This window comes from Acinetobacter sp. ANC 4173 (assembly GCF_004331255.1).
Classification (GTDB): domain Bacteria; phylum Pseudomonadota; class Gammaproteobacteria; order Pseudomonadales; family Moraxellaceae; genus Acinetobacter.
In genome coordinates this window covers 72,963-89,003 of sequence record NZ_SJOF01000008.1, presented here as the reverse complement: position 1 = coordinate 89,003, position 16,041 = coordinate 72,963, and the positions used below count along the sequence as shown (strand labels likewise).

Sequence of the window (16,041 nt, the reverse complement as noted above, 5' to 3'; positions counted from 1 at the left end):
GAATACACAAAAGACAAAGGATATGAATATGCCTGCTTATTATCGTTTAATACAACGCGAACAACATGCGGATGGAAGTGTAACTGCACATTATCAATCGAACTTGCATGCACAAGGTGCTTGGAATCCAAATGAGCAACATATGGCGCCAGCAACAGGCGTAATTTGTGCAGAATTGGAACAGTTTTTACCTCGAGATGACATGCGAATAGGGCGCATTAGTCTCGATATTTTTGGTTTAATTGGATTTGGCGATTTTAGCATTACCACACGTATGATTCGGGGTGGGAAAACCATTGAGCTAATTGAAAGTGAAATGCAAGCCAATGGTAAAACCTGTATTGTGGCTCGTGCATGGAAAATGCTTACACAGGACACGCATAGTATTGCGGGACTTGAAGACCAAAAAGTTCAACATCCAGAGCAATTACCTGTTTGGGACGGCATGAAGTGCTGGCCAGGCGGTTATATTCAGAGTATTGAAACCCGTGCTGAAGCGTCCCGTAGAGCAGGAAAAGGACTCGTTTGGCTAACCAATCCATGTAATATGGTGGAAGGTAAAACCACGTCAGATTTTGTCAAACTGATGGGCATGGTGGATACTGCAAATGGTGTTGTGCCACGTCAGGATCCTCAAGCGGGCTGGGCATTTCCAAATTTAGATTTGCAAATTCATTTGTATCGTATTCCTCAGGGACAATGGTTAGGTTTAGATGTCGAACAGCAATACGGTACAGATGGTATTGGTTTGACCAGTGCAGTCCTGCATGATGTACATGGTCCTTTTGGTCGCAGCGAACAAATCTTAACCTTGCGAAAACTCTAATCTAAACCATAAAAGCTAAAGTTGAATGATACATTGCTGACTTAAGTTTTTAAGCTCAGCATGATTCACTTGAACATTGCTCCATTTTGCCATTTGCTGAATCAGCCATTCAAAATCTTCAACTTTAGGGGTGGCTGTATCTTCTATGAAATTTCTAATAATATTTTGAATTTTATAAAATTCTTGAACATGGATGCGATCTGAACATTCGAATTGCAGAATCTCATATTCAGTTAATAATGCCCAAATTTGGCTAAAATCCTGCATGGTTTTGATTTCATGCTGGGCTTTTTGAATGGCTTGAGTGATTGCTTGTAAAGTATTCGGATGTGCTGTAGCCCATTCTTTGGTCACAGCTAACACTTTATCGGCAATTTCAGGAATGACATCTTGACTAGAAGCCACAATTTGACTCAATCCTAAAACTTCACCTTGAGTATTCCAAGGCTCCCCGACACAGAAGCCATCAATCACCTGATTATTTAAGGCTTCTACCATATAAGGTGGCGGTAAAATTCTCAGTTTAATGTTTTGGGCTAATTCTGCATCTGCCAGTGCGAGCCATTCACGAATACAAAAATGATGAATGGAATTGGCAAATACATGTGCCAATTGAATATTTTGTCCGTGTTGAATCGCGGTCACAACTTTAGCCGCGACTTCCTTTGCGGTGTCATTATGGGTAATGCCCAGATCAAAACATAATTTTTGACTTAAACTGATATAAGCGCGATTTACACTTAAAACCAAAGGGGTTTGAAATGGAATGCCAATATGATCTGTACCGATTGAGGCTGCGGGTAAAATACCGGATAAACAGTGTGCCGCATCTAATAATCCAAAAGCCAAACGATCTCGCAAACTGGCCCAAGAAGCTTCTTTAACCAGTGTGACATTTAATCCAAGTTCATCAAAATAACCACGATGTTTTGCCCAAAGTATAGAAATACAATCGAGTAATGGAATATAGCCAAGTTGAATATGTGTTTTTTCTAATGTAGACATAGTTTAATCCTTCAACTTGGTTTGTAGTAATTCTTGCGCATCGAGTAGGCGACGCGCCATTTCTCCCATGGTAATTCGATGGCTCATGGCATTTTTACGGAGTAACTGAAATGCTTGATCTTCAGTGAGTTGATGCAGTTGCATCAAAAGAACTTTGGCTTTTTCGACATCTTTCCGATCGGCGAGTTTACTTTTGGTCTCTTTCAAATCTGCTAGTAATTTCTTATGTTTTTTGAACTGTTCAATAGAGATTTCTAAAATACTGTCCAATTTTGCAGGATCAATACCATCGACAATATAAGCTGTAATTCCAGCATCAATGGCACTCTTAATCATGTCTTTTTGGCTATTTTGGGTAAATAGCACAGTCGGTAAATCAAACTGACTCACACAACTTTCAATAATGTCACGATGTGGATGATCCATATCCAGCAAAATGACATCGGCCTGTAAATGCTCTAATTTGAACATATTTAAATGATCGATGGTTAAGCAGGCAACCACGTCAAAATCGTGCTGAAGCAGTGAATCTTTTATATAGTTGGCACGATCTTGATCATCATCGATCAAGGCAATTTTAAGCTTTGGCATATTTGAGCTATCGCTATTGGGCTGCTAATCAGGGCAGAACTGATGTGTATTTTGTAGCATTAATAATAAGCAATAAACATGCCGATGTACTATTTTGGTGATTAAACATACAAAACAATACAAATAAGCAAATTCTAAAATTTATTGATGCACCATTACAAAGCAAAATGTGCAATTTAGTGGCAAAAGCTCAGATTCCGATGTTTTTCTAGTAATCATCCAATACTTGAGATTAAACATAATTTCAGTATCAATATAAAAAACAATCGTAATTTATAAATTTATTTTAATAAAACAGTATCTTAAGATATTAATATTAATATTGGCATAGCAATTGCATTATTCCTTATGAGTCAAAGACGACTCTTAAAAAATTTGTAAGACGGCCAACGATGTCCGTTCTGATCGACCTGTAAAGCAGAGAAACCTGCCGAGTGGGAATTTATATACGTTCAGTTCAGGAAGGAGAGGGTTATGTCTTCAAATTTATATGAGAAAAAAGCCACAACAATAAGTCTTTTTAATTTTAAGACTTCAGCGATGCGGGCCTTCCACATGAGTTGGCTCGCCTTTTTTGTCTGCTTTTTTGCATGGTTTGCCTGTGCACCACTCATGCCTGTCATTGCAGGCGAATTCCATCTGACTAAAGATCAAATTGCGAATATTAATATTGCAGCCGTTGCGATTACGATTTTGGTTCGCTTGATTGTTGGTCCACTCTGTGACAAATACGGTCCACGCAAAACTTATACTGCGTTACTTATTCTTGGCAGCATTCCTGTCTTTGGTGTTGCATCAGCCAACAGTTACGAATCTTTTCTGTTCTTTAGGCTGCTTATCGGTGCAATTGGCGCAAGTTTCGTCATCACGCAATACCATACCAGCATCATGTTTGCCCCGAATGTTGTCGGGACTGCAAATGCCACTACTGCGGGTTGGGGAAATGCGGGGGGCGGTGCCACTCAAGCCTTAATGCCACTTTTACTTTCAGCTTTAGTGATGTTCGGTGTTGAACAAGCTATGGGCTGGCGTATTGCCCTACTTGTTCCTGGCGTCATGATGCTGATTGTGGGCGGGCTGTACTGGAAATACACACAAGATTGTCCGCAAGGCAACTTTAAGGAATTACGCGCTCAAGGCATTCAAGTTGGCAGTGAGAAAAAAGGTGGCTTAAACATCTTAATGCATGCAGCCCGCAACTATCGCGTCTGGATTCTATTTGGCTCTTATGCGGCATGCTTTGGTATCGAAATTTTCATTCATAACATTGTCGCAATGTACTACGTGGAAAACTTTGGCTTTGGACTAAAAGAAGCAGGTTTGGCTGCGGGTATTTTCGGACTTTTGGCACTGTTTGCCCGTGCTTTAGGCGGCATTATTTCGGACAAGGTTGCAACCAAAAAAGGGCTGGATGGGCGTACTAAAGTCTTGTTCGGCATGATCCTGATGGAAGGTCTGTTCCTGATTGTATTCTCACAAATGAACACTGCGATGTTGGCCATTTTAACCATGACAGTATTTGCTTTGTTTACTCACATGGCTTGCGGCGCAACCTATGCCTTGGTGCCATTTATTGATCGTGATGCCTTAGGTGGGGTTGCAGGCATTATCGGCGCGGGTGGCAACGTTGGTGCGGTTGCAGCAGGTTTTCTACTCAAAGGTGTCTTAGATATTCAAACATGCCTGATGGTTCTAGGTGGACTGGTAGTCATTGCAGCAAGTTTTGTGCTCATGATTCGCTTTTCAGTCGAACACAAAGAGAAAGAACAACGTTTATTCGAGCAAGCCGTGCTTGATCGTAACAACATGGCATAAGTAAAAAATTTAAGGAGAAAGAATATGAAACTACTTATGATTGGTCACGGTATGGTCGGGCACAAGTTCATTGAGAGTGTACTTGAGCAGGCAGGTGACGAAGTAGAAATTACCATTTTGGCAGAAGAACCACGTTTGGCGTATGACCGTGTGCATTTAACCGAATACTTTTCTGGTAAAACTGCCAAAGATTTATCACTTGCACGTGCAGACTTTGCCGATGCCTATGGAATAGACCTACGTTTAAATACCAAAGCCCTTGCAATTGATCCAGAAAATAAATTGGTGACCACCAATCATGGTGAAACACTTAGCTATGACAAATTGGTTTTAGCCACAGGCTCTTATGCTTTTGTACCGCCAATTCCGGGGAATGAACGTCAAAACTGTTTTGTTTACCGTACCATTGAAGACTTAGATGCCATTAAAGCTGCAAGTTTAAATGCAAAAACAGGTGTGGTGATTGGTGGTGGCTTATTAGGACTTGAAGCAGCGAAGGCACTCTGTGACCTAAACTTAGAAACACATGTGGTAGAGTTTGCGCCACGCTTAATGGCTGTGCAAATTGATGACTTAGGCGGCAAAGTATTACGCACCAAAATTGAAAACCTCGGGGTTAAAGTTCATACCCAAAAAGCCACTCAATCTATTGAAGATGGGGCGTCCGCTGTTCATGTAATGAAATTTGGCGATGGCTCAGAACTCGAAACCGATATCGTTTTATTCTCTGCGGGCATTCGCCCACGCGATGAACTTGCTCGCTCAAGCGGTTTAGCCATTGGTGAACGTGGTGGTATTGTCATTAATGATTATTGCCAAACCAGTCATGAAGATATTTATGCCATTGGTGAGTGTGCGCTTTGGAACAATAAAATCTTTGGTTTAGTCGCACCAGGCTATGACATGGCACGTATTGCAGCCAAGCATGTGATGCAGCAAGAATGCAACATTTTCGCTGGTGCAGACATGAGCACCAAATTGAAGTTGATGGGTGTAGACGTGGCATCCATCGGTGATGCACATGCCATGACTCCAAATTCATTGAGCTATTTTTATGCTGATGAAGCTGCATTGGTATATAAGAAAATTGTAGTCAATGCAGAAAAAACCCAACTTTTGGGTGCGGTATTGGTAGGTGATGCCAAAGAATATAGCGACTTGCTACAAATGATGCTGAATGGTCTGGCATTACCCGAAGTTCCAGAAAGTCTCATTATGCCAGGGTTTGCCGACTCGGGCGCGAAAGCAGGCGGCAGTGGCGTCGATTTACTACCAGACAGTGCCACGATATGTTCATGTAATAACGTGTCGAAAGCCGATATTTGTCAAGCCATTAGTGACGGCTCAACTTCTTTGGGTGCCTTAAAGAAATGTACCAAAGCTGCGACCGCTTGTGGTGGTTGTGCTCCTTTAGTTACGCAGGTATTGAAGTCTGAATTACAACGTCAAGGTGTCACTGTCAATAATCATATTTGCGAACACTTCCCATACTCCCGCCAAGAGCTGTATCACTTGGTTCGTGTGAATGAAATTAAAACCTTCGATGACTTGATTCATCAGCATGGGCATGGTTTGGGCTGTGATATTTGCAAACCAACGGCTGCAAACATCTTGGCGTCTTGCTGGAATGATTTCGTACTTGAACCAAGTCATGCCGGTTTGCAAGACAGTAACGACTACTACTTAGGAAACATCCAAAAAGATGGTTCTTACTCGGTTGTACCACGCATGGCTGGGGGTGAAGTCACACCAGATGGCTTAATTGCTGTAGGTCAAATTGCAAAAAAATACAACCTGTACACCAAAATTACGGGCGGACAACGTGTTGATATGTTTGGCGCGCAAGTGCATCAACTGCCGTTGATTTGGGAAGAGTTGAATGCCGCAGGTTTTGAATCTGGTCATGCTTACGGTAAATCATTACGTACAGTTAAATCTTGTGTTGGCAGTACATGGTGTCGTTATGGTGTAGATGATTCAGTCGGTTTAGCCATTTTCCTCGAAAACCGCTACAAAGGTTTACGCTCACCACATAAATTAAAAATGGCGGTTTCGGGTTGTACCCGTGAGTGTGCTGAAGCTCAAGGTAAAGATGTTGGCGTGATTGCCACTGAAAAAGGTTGGAACCTCTATGTCTGTGGTAATGGTGGTATGAAACCACGCCATGCAGAATTGATTGCATCTGACTTAGATACCGAAATGTTGATTCGTTATATCGACCGTTTCTTTATGTTCTACATTCAAACCGCAGATCGTTTACAACGCACCAGCGTATGGCGCGACAACATGGAAGGCGGCTTAGACTATTTAAAATCCGTGATTATTGAAGATTCACTGGGTTTAGCCACAGAACTTGAACGTCGTATGCAGCACATTGTTGGGACTTATCAAGATGAATGGCGTACCGCAGTTGAGAACCCTGAAATTCGTAAACGCTTCCAAACTTATATCAATGCCAATGCTGAGCAGCAAGCTGATCCGCATATTCAATTTACCCAAGAACGCGGACAAATTCGCCCATTAAACAGCGCAGAACGCGCTGAAGACCGTATTCCAATGGTTGAAGCATAATAAGGAGAACGCAAATGACTATTTTAAATGATAAAAATATGCTTCCAGATCAAAACTGGGTTGAGGTCTGTGATTTAAATGACATCACCCCGAATACGGGCGTAGGGGCTTTGGTTGAAGGACAAGCAATTGCTTTGTTCCGCGTAGGGACAGAAAAACGTGTTTATGCGCTGAGCAATAAAGACCCTTTCAGCCAAGCCAATGTCATGAGCCGTGGCATTATTGGCGACTTACAAGGTGAACGCGTCATTGCATCGCCCATTTATAAGCAGCATTTTAGTTTAGCCACTGGACGTTGCTTAGAAGATAAAGATCAAAAACTACTGGTGTTCCCAACCAAAATTCAAGATGGTCGTGTTTGGGTGAGTCCTACAGCACAAAAGACTTATATCACCAACAATGGACCTTCTTCAGAAAAAATGAAGTTGGTTTTGATTGGAAATGGTTTGGCAGGTATGCGCTGTCTGGAAGATTTATTGGATATGGCACCAGATCGTTATGAAATTACCGTAATTGGTGAAGAACCATGGGGCAACTATAACCGCATTATGCTATCGCCAGTGTTATCAGGTGAAAAAACAGTTGAAGATATTATGCTACACCCACATGCATGGTATCGCGACAAAGGTATGCGCTTTATTGCAGATGATCCTGCCGTCAAAATTGATCGTCCACGCAAACAGGTCCATACCCAAACAGGCATTGTGGTGGATTATGACCGACTCATTTTAGCCACAGGGTCTAAACCTTTTGTGCCACCAGTAAAAGGCGCAGACCTAAAAGGTGTCGTGAGTTTCCGTGATATTTATGATGTCAATACCATGCTGGAATATTGTGAAAACAAACGTAATGCTGTGGTGATTGGTGGGGGGTTACTTGGTTTAGAAGCGGCTTACGGTTTGAAGCGCCGTGGTATGAATGTCACCGTTTTACATTTAATAAATCGCATTATGGAACGTCAACTGGATGATCGTGCCAGTCAAATGCTTCGCCATAGCATTGAACAAAAAGGGATTCAAATTATTACCGAAGCCAATACTGACGAGCTAATCGGTACTGATGGTCAAGTCAGCCAAGTGCGTTTAAAAGACGGTACTGTGTTAGATGCGGATTTGGTGGTTTTTGCAGTCGGCATTCGACCAAATATCAGTTTGGCACAAAGCGCAGGACTCAGAACCAACCGTGGCGTCATGGTCAATGACACCATGCAAACTTTTGACCCAAGTATTTATGCAGTGGGTGAATGTATTGAACATCGCAGTCAGACCTTTGGTTTGGTCGAACCTTTATGGGGACAAGCTTTTATTTGCGCGAGTCACTTGGCAGAACATGGTAGTCTGACCTTTAAAGCCCCAACGGTTCCGACCCAATTAAAAGTCAGTGGTGTCGATGTGTTTTCGGCAGGGAATTTTGAGCCTAAAGATGATTTTGAAGACATCATTTTAAATGATGAAAAACGTCAAATTTATAAACGTATCATTATTCAACAGGACAAAGTCATTGGAGCAGTCTTGTTTGGAGATACAGAAGATGGCGCTTGGTATGCCGAATTAATTGCAGATCAAACCCCAATTTCCAATATTCGCAATAAGCTGCTTTTTGGTCGGGATTTTGCATTAAAAAAAGTAGGCTAATTCAACAACCATTATATTTTTGCTGCCATGAGTTTTAACCTAAGAAGAGGGAGCACCGTATGACCAGTATTCCATTTGTGGAACTCCAAAGTTCGACTGCTCCAGTGACCGAGAGCACAAAAACCACTTGTCCTTACTGTGGCGTGGGGTGTGGTGTAGTCGCACATGTCAAACATACGGCGCAAGGTCAAGTTGTTAGTGTAGAGGGGGATGTTTCACATCCTTCTAACTATGGAAAATTGTGTATTAAAGGCAGCAATTTGGCGGATACCATCGGGTTAGAAACGCGCTTATTACAGCCCATGCTCGGAAGAAATACACAGCAAAAAATGACAACTTGGGATACTGCACTCGATCAAATTGCGCAGCAATTCCAAACCTGTATAGAGCAATATGGCCCAGAAAGTATCGCATTTTATGTATCGGGGCAATTACTGACCGAAGATTACTATGTGGTGAATAAATTCGTGAAAGGCTACTTAGGTACAGCCAATATTGATACCAATTCCCGTCTATGTATGTCTTCTGCTGTGGCAGCACATAAACGGGCTTTTGGTGAAGACATTGTTCCTGCCAGTTATCAAGATTTTGAACAAACAGATATGGTGGTTCTGGTCGGATCAAATACGGCATGGTGTCATCCAGTATTGTATCAACGGATTATGCAAGCCAAAGCTGAACGCGATATTTTTGTGGTTGTGGTTGATCCGCGTTTTACCAGTACTTGTGAGCAAGCCGATTTACATTTGCCCATTCTTCCAGGGCAAGATATCGCTTTGTTTAATGGACTCCTACAATATTTGCATCAAAATGGATGTGCAGATCAATCCTTTATTGATGCACATACGCAAGGGATTGAAGCTGCTTTGCTCAGTAGCCAAACGGAACAAGATATTGAAGATGTCGCTCAACAAACAGGAATTACACTAGATAAATTACAACAGTTTTATGCAAAATTTGCACAGACTGAACGAGTAATGACCCTATTTTCAATGGGGGTCAATCAGTCTTCACAAGGCGTGAATAAAGCCAATGCCATTACCAATTGCCATTTATATAGTGGGAAAATTGGTAAAGTTGGGGCGGCACCATTTTCAATGACAGGTCAGCCGAATGCGATGGGTGGCCGTGAAGTGGGTGGATTAGCCAATATGTTGGCAGCTCATTTAGATATTGATAACCCTCAACATCAGCAATTGGTACAAAACTTTTGGCAAAGTCCTGTCATTGCTAAATCCGCTGGATTAAAAGCAGTTGATTTATTTGAAGCCGTTGAAAGTGGCAAAATTAAAGCACTTTGGATTATGGCCACCAATCCTGTAGTGAGTTTACCTAATGCAGATCAGGTCAAACGTGCCTTAGAAAAATGTTCTTTTGTGGTGGTTTCGGATATTTGCCAAAATACCGATACGACAGCATTTGCCGATGTTTTACTGCCCGCTTTAGGTTGGGGAGAAAAAGATGGCACAGTGACCAATTCTGAGCGACGTATTTCCAGACAACGAGCATTTTTAGATGCACCGGGAATTGCTCAAGCAGACTGGTGGACAGTTTCGCAAGTGGCAAAAAGAATGGGATTCTCTGGTTTTAATTTTGAAAATGTCAGTGAAATTTTTAACGAGCATGCACAACTTTCAGCCAGTGAAAATGTCCCCTTAGCACAACGTGATGAATCAAAGACTTTTCGTTATTTCAATTTACAAGGTTTAACAGGGCTAACAGGACAAGAATACGATGATCTCAACCCCATTCAGTGGCCAGTATGGGATAAACAGCAGGCCATTGAAATGGTACGACATCTCTATGCCAATGGGCAATTTAGCCATCCTGATGGTAAAGCCAAGTTTATTGCTGTAGAAAATATTGCTCCTGTAAATGCCTGTACCAGTGAATATCCTCTGGCTTTAAACACAGGTCGTATTCGTGATCAGTGGCATACCATGAGTCGAACAGGATTATCCGCCAACTTAAGTACGCATCGTGCAGAACCATTTTGTGAGATTCATGCGCAAGATGCTTTGAAATATGGCTTGAAAGAAGGGGACTTGGTCGAAGTTGCATCGACTTGGGGGCGCTGTGTTTTAAAAACTGCTATTTCTCAAGGTATCCGTCGTGGGCAAATTTTTGCCCCAATCCATTGGAACGATCAAGTTGCTTCAGATGCCCGCATTGGTCGCGTGGTTAATCCTGTGGTGGATGCTATCTCAGGTGAGCCAGAATTTAAGCACACACCTGTTATGCTGCAACCTTTTTATACTCAATGGCAGGGCGTATTTTATGCCCGTAATGAGTACGCCACTATGGTCAAGACCTCTATAGAGGCCTGTGTTTGGTGGACCAAAGTGACCACTGCCAAAGCTGTACGTTATGAACTGGCAGATCGCCGTAAATACGATGACATTACCAAACATTTAAAAGAACTTTTACCATTTCAAGATGAAAGTTTTGAATGGTTAAATGTCGATGATCATTCAGCACAAATCAGTCATAGCATTGTCTTAAAAGATGGCATTCTGATTGCCAGTTTATATATTGCCCCACGTGCTTTACTGCCAGATCGAGACTGGGTTGCAGGATTATTTAAACGTGAACGATTGAGTGCCATGCATCGTAAAGCACTATTGGCGGGGCAACCGATTTCAATGCGCAATAATGAAGGGCCATTGGTGTGTAGTTGCTTCAAAGTGGGTAAAAATCGAATTATTGAAACCATTAAAGAGAAAAACATTACCAATGAAAAGCAAGTTACCGCTTGCTTAAAAGCTGGAGGTAATTGTGGTTCTTGCTTACCTGAAATTCGTGGCTTAATTAAAGCCTGTCAAACGGAGGATGTGGAATGATTAAAGCTTATCCTGCCACTGATCTTGTCATTCTTGCAGGAGGACAAGCGCGACGTATGAATGGGATGAATAAACTTTTGCAAACTTTTGATGATCAGATTCAGCTTTTAAAAATTCATCAAACCCTAAAACATAAAGTGAATTCTATCTGGGTGAATAGTCATCGTGACTATTCACTTTACCGTGCATTGGTACCGAGCATTGCCTATTATCAAGATGAGGAATCTGGATTTTTAGGTCCACTGATGGGCATGAAAAGCGCTTGGACACATGTCTCATCGGACTATGTTCTATTTATTCCGTGTGATGTGACCTACATTCCATCCCGTGTGCTTGAGAAACTTCATACCGTACTGGCAAAAAACGCACAGGCAGAAGTGGCTTATGTCGAATTGAATGGACGCGCACTGTATCCGTTCTGTTTGTTAAAACGTAGTGCACTAAAGCAACTACAACAGCATATCGAACTAAAACAGTTCAGTCTAAAAAAGTGTTTTGCTGAACTGCACCCTCAAGTCGCACGGTTTAATAATAAAAATCTATTTTTTCACAGTATTAACTCACTCGATGAACTACAACAGTACCAACAATTAAAATTTCTTAACTAAACCCAGAGATAGCACAAAGCTGGAACACTTATTGCTTCTTAATTCATAGTTATTAGCACAATGAAAGTGCAATCAGTAAATAAGCACAATCTTTGTGCACTTGCTCATTTCCACATGGAATAACATGCATGACAGTATCTATGGTAGAAACCCATGCTGCATTTATAGATCAATTTGGTCGCAGCAAGCGTAAACTCAGAATTTCAGTGACTGATCGCTGTAATTTTAAGTGTGTCTATTGTATGCCTGAACATCCTGAGTGGATGAAGAAACATCAAATTTTGAGCTTTGAAGCTTTATTTCAGTTTTGCCAGTTTATGGTGCAAAACGGGATTGAGCATATCCGCATTACAGGTGGGGAACCTTTAATGCGTCAAGGTGTTGTGCATTTTGTTGCAGAACTGCAAAAACTGAAAAAAATAGGACTGAAACAAATTTCAATGACCAGCAATGGTCATTACTTAAAAAAATATGCGCAAGATTTAAAACGTGCAGGACTAGACAATATTAATGTCAGTTTAGACAGTTTAGATGCGGCACAGTTCTTTCAGCTCACACAAAAACAACTTCAGCCTGTATTGGAAGGCATCCAGGCTGCTTTAGACGTCGGTTTGCCACTGAAAATCAATAGCGTACTGATACAAGGCAAAAATGAAGACCAAATTATTCCCTTGGTACAATGGGCAGCAGATTTAGGTATTGCTCTAAGGTTTATCGAATTTATGCCTTTAGATGGAGACCGACACTGGAACGCTGACCATGTGGTCAGTGAACAGCAAATTTTAGATACGCTTGCAACCAAATTCAGAATAAAACCTTTAACAGACAATACTCGAAGCCCAGCCAGACAATATTGGGTAGATGGGCATCAGATCGGCATTATCTCCACCATTACCCATGCTTTTTGTGGTGAATGTGATCGTGTTCGACTGACTGCTCAAGGTGAGTTTTATAACTGTTTATTTGCCACACAAGGGCTAGCGCTTAAAGCTGAAATTGAACAACTCCAGACAAAACAAAATGCAAGTGTGTTTCAGCAGAAACTTGAATCTTATATCTGGAACAAAAAAGCAGGGTTTCATGCTATTCAGGCCCAGCAAACTCATCGAAAAATTAGTATGCACATGATCGGAGGTTAATATGTTGCAATCAAATTCAACCATCCAAATTAAAATTGAAGCTTATGGTGCAGTTGAAAAATTATTGCCTGCAAATCTTGTCATTTACAGCCCACCCCATAGTGATATTGGTGCAGCGTTAAGCCAAGTTATAACACTTTATCCCGAAGCAAAAAACTTGATTGAACGCTGTGCCTGTGCAGTGGGTGAAGACATTATCCCGCGTCATTCCATTATTGAACATGCGATGACCCTCGTATTGCTATCACCAGTGGCAGGAGGTTAAGTCAGATGAGCTTGAAGAATTTCCCACGTGTTCAAACCACCGCGTTAATACAAAGTGATTTTGATGGTATCCAACATTTTCCTGAATGTGGTGGTATTGGCATCTTTATCGGGACGGTACGTAATCACCATGAAGGCAAAGCGGTCAAAGCATTGAAATATACCGCTTATGCTCCCGTTGCCGAAAAAATGATTCGCGCCATTGAGCAAGAGATCCAAGCCAAATATCAAGTGTCCTATGTTCGGGTGGTTCACCGCATTGGTGCTTTAGATATTGGCGATACTGCAATTATTGCCATGGCTTATGCAGCACATCGTCGAGAAGCCTTCCAAGCTTGTGAAGAAGCAGTGGAACGGGTCAAGCATGAAGTCCCTGTCTGGAAGGAAGAGTTTTATGCAGATGGTAGCAGTCAATATGTAGAAGGTTGCTGTATCCGTAAAGATCAGGATTATGTTGCCGTGACAACGCCTGTTGCACCACAGACCCATCATGGATCATGCCAACACCATCATCACACCGCAACGGCAACCGTTTAATATTCAGCAATAGGAGTACGTCATGAAAAATGTAGGCATGAAAGCCGAAAGCTATAGAACCGCAGTAGCAACGGGTATTTTGTATGCGCCTGCACATTGTATTGAACTGCTCCGTAATGGCAATACTGAAAAGGGCGATGCACTAAAAACTGCCCGTATCGCAGGAATCCTTGCAGCAAAGCGTACAGATGAGCTGATTCCCTTGTGTCATCCCTTACCTATTTACCGTGCGGATGTGGAATATGAACTATTCGAGCAACATGTCTTAATTACAGCAACGGTTGAAACCATTGGTCCAACAGGCGTGGAAATGGAGGCATTAACTGCAGTCAGTTTAGCGGGATTAACCCTCTATGACATGCTCAAACCACATTGCGAACCAGAAGATTTATGCTTAGACCAATGTAAACTGGCGAAGAAAAAAGGGGGCAAGTCTCATTATACTCGCGCGCTAAAAGAAGCCATTCCAGCTTCAATCATTGTCCTCTCCGATACTGTTGCCGCAGGTAAAAAGCCAGATACCGCAGGTTTAAATGTGTTGGAGATCCTTCAAGACGCCAATTTTAAAGATATTGCTTATCAGGTGATTCCAGACAGTCCTGAACAACTGTTGGCATTAATCGAACAGCAAAAAAATCATTATCCTCTTATTCTGACCGTGGGCGGAACAGGGCTTGGTCCGAAAGATCTTACCGTAGAAACCTTACAGCCATTAATGAAACGTGAAATTCCGGGGTTGATGGAAGCATCACGGAGTTTTGGTCAGAAACGTACACCTTATGCAGCGCTTAGCCGTGGTGTTGCAGGTTATATCGATCAGAGTCTAGTCATCACTTTGCCCGGAAGCCGTCAGGGTGCGAAAGAATCCCTCATTGCAATTCAACCTGCATTAATTCATCTGTTTGATGTACAGAAAAATATTCCCCATGCCGGAGGATATCAATAATGTCGGGTTGTGGTGCTGAAAAAGGGCTGATTGGTGTAGATCAAGCCCTTGCGACGATTGTAGATCGGGTTCATGCATTAGCCAGTGAAAGTATTCCACTGCAACAAGCATTGAATCGATACTTGGCAGAAGCCATTTATTCTGAAATTGATTTGCCCTTGTTTAGTCAAAGTGCGGTCGATGGTTATGCCATATGTAGCACTGAGCCAATCCTTGAGAATAGCAAGTTTGAATTGGTTGGTGAAATCCGTGCAGGGCAAGACACAAATGTGACCTTAAATCACGGTCAGGCACTGCGTATTTTCACAGGCGCAAAAATTCCTGAAGGTACAACAACAGTGGCACGACAAGAAATTGTCACACCATTGAACTCTATTGAAATTCAGATCAATATCGCTTTAGATACACATGCCGATATTCGCGATGTTGGGGAAGAATTGAGTCAAGGACAACTCCTGGCAAACCAAAGACAGCATTTAAGCGTTGGGGCAATCGCTGCACTGGCGATGGCAGGAGTTCAACAGGTTAAAGTCTATCAATTTCCAAAAGTTGCCGTGGTGATTACTGGAGATGAAGTCGCTAAAACGCTAGATGATTTTACTTCGGGTAAAATTTTTGATGCCAATGCACCATTAATCCAAGCATGGTTTGAACAACAGCAGCAAAACGTCAACATTTATCATGTCGAAGATACCGAACTGGCGCTACAACAATTGATTCAGCAACTCAAACAAGAGTGTGACGTCATTTTGACTACGGGTGGGGTTTCAGTCGGAGACTATGACTTTGTGCGGCCCGTTGCATTAGAGCAAGGCTTTCAGCAAATCTTTTGGAAAGTGAAACAGAAACCCGGTAAACCGATGCTCTTTGCAGAATATCAACGTACATCTGGCGATGCCTGTTATTTATTAGGACTACCAGGTAATCCCGCTGCGGTATTTGTCGGCATGCAAATTTATACTGCAACCTTATTACACGCATTACAGGGTCAGACTAAATTGCCCAACTGGTTTAGTGCAACCTTAAAGCAATCGATCAAGAGTGATTCAAGAGAACGTTTTCTGAGAATGTTTGCTCATTTTGAGCAAGGGCAATTATGGGTCGAAAATTTATCGAAACAGCAATCACACATGTTGAGTAATCTGATGCACGCCAATTGTTTGATTCGAATACCAGAAAATCAAGTTTTAAGTGCAGGATCAACGGTACAAGGGCTTTTTCTGTAAGCAAACTAAAATTATCGCTAAATTGAGAGGTTGGAATTG

At 42.0% G+C, this 16,041-nt stretch carries 13 protein-coding genes; 11 read left to right on the top strand and 2 right to left on the bottom strand.

Annotation, left to right across the window (positions count from 1 at the left end; genetic code table 11):
• The first annotated feature begins 28 nt into the window (after window positions 1–28).
• The gene (locus tag E0H94_RS10890) at window positions 29–826 is read left to right on the top strand and encodes a thioesterase family protein (RefSeq protein WP_131326552.1); all 798 of its coding nucleotides are present in this window, start codon (window positions 29–31) and stop codon (window positions 824–826) included.
• Between the two features lie 15 nt (window positions 827–841).
• Here E0H94_RS10890 and E0H94_RS10885 read toward each other — a convergent pair whose 3' ends face one another.
• Both E0H94_RS10885 and E0H94_RS10880 read right to left on the bottom strand, forming a co-directional pair.
• A complete protein-coding gene (locus E0H94_RS10885; RefSeq protein ID WP_131326551.1) occupies window positions 842–1,831 on the bottom strand; it encodes an ABC transporter substrate-binding protein in 990 nt (329 codons plus the stop codon).
• Window positions 1,832–1,834: 3 nt separating this feature from the next.
• On the bottom strand, window positions 1,835–2,422 hold the full coding sequence (locus E0H94_RS10880) for an ANTAR domain-containing response regulator (RefSeq protein ID WP_131323402.1): 588 nt from the start codon (window positions 2,420–2,422) through the stop codon (window positions 1,835–1,837).
• Between the two features lie 474 nt (window positions 2,423–2,896).
• On the opposite strand from E0H94_RS10880, the gene E0H94_RS10875 reads away from it, so the two are divergent.
• The 10 genes from E0H94_RS10875 to E0H94_RS10830 all read left to right on the top strand — a co-directional run bounded on the left by E0H94_RS10875 (window position 2,897) and on the right by E0H94_RS10830 (window position 16,002).
• Window positions 2,897–4,237, top strand: a complete 1,341-nt coding sequence (locus E0H94_RS10875) for an MFS transporter (RefSeq protein ID WP_131326550.1) — start codon at window positions 2,897–2,899, stop codon at window positions 4,235–4,237.
• Window positions 4,238–4,261: 24 nt separating this feature from the next.
• Window positions 4,262–6,808 carry a nitrite reductase large subunit NirB gene (gene nirB / locus E0H94_RS10870; RefSeq protein WP_131326549.1) on the top strand — a complete coding sequence of 849 codons (2,547 nt, stop codon included), beginning with the start codon at window positions 4,262–4,264 and terminating at the stop codon, window positions 6,806–6,808.
• Window positions 6,809–6,822: 14 nt separating this feature from the next.
• Window positions 6,823–8,442 (top strand): nitrite reductase small subunit NirD, encoded by a 1,620-nt coding sequence (nirD, locus tag E0H94_RS10865; protein ID WP_131326548.1) that lies wholly within the window; start codon window positions 6,823–6,825, stop codon window positions 8,440–8,442.
• Between the two features lie 59 nt (window positions 8,443–8,501).
• Window positions 8,502–11,282, top strand: a complete 2,781-nt coding sequence (locus E0H94_RS10860) for a nitrate reductase (RefSeq protein ID WP_131326547.1) — start codon at window positions 8,502–8,504, stop codon at window positions 11,280–11,282.
• On the top strand, window positions 11,279–11,890 hold the full coding sequence (locus E0H94_RS10855) for a molybdenum cofactor guanylyltransferase (RefSeq protein ID WP_131326546.1): 612 nt from the start codon (window positions 11,279–11,281) through the stop codon (window positions 11,888–11,890). The genes E0H94_RS10860 and E0H94_RS10855 overlap by 4 nt, the downstream gene beginning before the upstream one ends.
• A gap of 128 nt (window positions 11,891–12,018) precedes the next feature.
• Window positions 12,019–13,029 carry a GTP 3',8-cyclase MoaA gene (gene moaA / locus E0H94_RS10850; RefSeq protein WP_131326545.1) on the top strand — a complete coding sequence of 337 codons (1,011 nt, stop codon included), beginning with the start codon at window positions 12,019–12,021 and terminating at the stop codon, window positions 13,027–13,029.
• Between the two features lies 1 nt (window position 13,030).
• Window positions 13,031–13,294, top strand: coding sequence for a MoaD/ThiS family protein (locus E0H94_RS10845; RefSeq protein WP_131326544.1), 264 nt, complete (start codon window positions 13,031–13,033; stop codon window positions 13,292–13,294).
• An 11-nt stretch (window positions 13,295–13,305) separates the two neighbouring features.
• A complete protein-coding gene (locus E0H94_RS10840) occupies window positions 13,306–13,830 on the top strand; it encodes a molybdenum cofactor biosynthesis protein MoaE (RefSeq protein WP_413773012.1) in 525 nt (174 codons plus the stop codon).
• A gap of 22 nt (window positions 13,831–13,852) precedes the next feature.
• Window positions 13,853–14,776 (top strand): bifunctional molybdenum cofactor biosynthesis protein MoaC/MoaB, encoded by a 924-nt coding sequence (moaCB, locus tag E0H94_RS10835; RefSeq protein ID WP_131326542.1) that lies wholly within the window; start codon window positions 13,853–13,855, stop codon window positions 14,774–14,776.
• Window positions 14,776–16,002, top strand: coding sequence for a molybdopterin molybdotransferase MoeA (locus E0H94_RS10830; protein WP_131326541.1), 1,227 nt, complete (start codon window positions 14,776–14,778; stop codon window positions 16,000–16,002). The genes moaCB and E0H94_RS10830 overlap by 1 nt, the downstream gene beginning before the upstream one ends.
• The last annotated feature ends 39 nt before the right edge of the window (window positions 16,003–16,041 follow it).

Coding starts and splice junctions, on each gene's coding strand:
- E0H94_RS10890 (WP_131326552.1), top strand. CDS start 29: ATGCCTGCTTATTATCGTTTAATACAACGCGAACAACATGCGGATGGA.
- E0H94_RS10885 (WP_131326551.1), bottom strand. CDS start 1,831: ATGTCTACATTAGAAAAAACACATATTCAACTTGGCTATATTCCATTA.
- E0H94_RS10880 (WP_131323402.1), bottom strand. CDS start 2,422: ATGCCAAAGCTTAAAATTGCCTTGATCGATGATGATCAAGATCGTGCC.
- E0H94_RS10875 (WP_131326550.1), top strand. CDS start 2,897: ATGTCTTCAAATTTATATGAGAAAAAAGCCACAACAATAAGTCTTTTT.
- nirB (WP_131326549.1), top strand. CDS start 4,262: ATGAAACTACTTATGATTGGTCACGGTATGGTCGGGCACAAGTTCATT.
- nirD (WP_131326548.1), top strand. CDS start 6,823: ATGACTATTTTAAATGATAAAAATATGCTTCCAGATCAAAACTGGGTT.
- E0H94_RS10860 (WP_131326547.1), top strand. CDS start 8,502: ATGACCAGTATTCCATTTGTGGAACTCCAAAGTTCGACTGCTCCAGTG.
- E0H94_RS10855 (WP_131326546.1), top strand. CDS start 11,279: ATGATTAAAGCTTATCCTGCCACTGATCTTGTCATTCTTGCAGGAGGA.
- moaA (WP_131326545.1), top strand. CDS start 12,019: ATGACAGTATCTATGGTAGAAACCCATGCTGCATTTATAGATCAATTT.
- E0H94_RS10845 (WP_131326544.1), top strand. CDS start 13,031: ATGTTGCAATCAAATTCAACCATCCAAATTAAAATTGAAGCTTATGGT.
- moaCB (WP_131326542.1), top strand. CDS start 13,853: ATGAAAAATGTAGGCATGAAAGCCGAAAGCTATAGAACCGCAGTAGCA.
- E0H94_RS10830 (WP_131326541.1), top strand. CDS start 14,776: ATGTCGGGTTGTGGTGCTGAAAAAGGGCTGATTGGTGTAGATCAAGCC.